Raw genomic sequence first — 848 nt, 5'->3', positions numbered from 1 at the left:
GTAGTCTTACCGTGGTCGACGTGCGCGATGATCGCGATGTTTCTGATGTTTTCTCTTCTCTTTTGATCTGCCAAAAATGTTTCCTCCCCGTTCCTCATAAAAAGAACTGTGACAAAAGCACAGTTCCCTTTAGCCTTAGATAGTAGGCTGGCCGAAGTAATGTTTATACTTTTTTCGCCGATTGTAAAATTAAACTGAACACTGTTCCAATCCAGTAAGAAAAATCGTTTTCACTAGATTAGAGCACAAAAAATCCATTTCAACCATCTGGTAGAATATGAATTACCACAAAAATTTCTAGAGAGGTTAAAATGGATCATTCATATTCTAACACTAAACCACACCAAAAGGGCAAGCACCTTAAGCTGAACGACCGGACTACAATCCAGGAGCTGCACTCTAAGGGTTACTCTAATCGTGCTATAGCTAGAGAACTTAACTGCTCACCAAGCACGGTCGGATATGAGCTCAAAAGAGGCACAGTATCCGTGTATACCGGCAATGTGAAGCGGTATAAAGCTGTCGAAGGGCAAAGCACTTATGAACTACATAGAAGCGAATGCGGCCGCAAGAACTTGTTTCTTCGCAGACATAAGTTCATCGACTATGTTTCCCACTGCTTCCATAATCAAGGCTGGTCTCTTGATGCTTGCGTGGGTTATGCTTTGGCCAAGGGAATCTTCCAGAAGGATCAGGTCGTATCAACCAAAACTCTGTATAACTACGTTGACTTGGGCCTAATGGATATCAAGAACGGTGATCTTCCAGAGAAGGTCAAGCGCAATACTAAGACTCGTCGTGCCCGTGTAAACAAGCGACAAGCGTATCCTGGGACGAAGCATCGATGA

At 43.4% G+C, this 848-nt stretch carries 1 pseudogene; it reads left to right on the top strand.

The features are described from left to right. Positions 1-311: 311 nt before the first annotated feature. Positions 312-848: pseudogene (locus tag CXQ97_RS18590) on the top strand (transposase); the annotation flags it as partial.

This window comes from Arthrobacter sp. B0490 (assembly GCF_002929355.1).
In the GTDB taxonomy this organism is placed as follows: Bacteria; Actinomycetota; Actinomycetes; order Actinomycetales; family Micrococcaceae; genus Arthrobacter_D.
The sequence above is the reverse complement of the archived record's forward strand: the minus strand, read 5'-3'. Positions and strand labels throughout refer to the sequence as shown.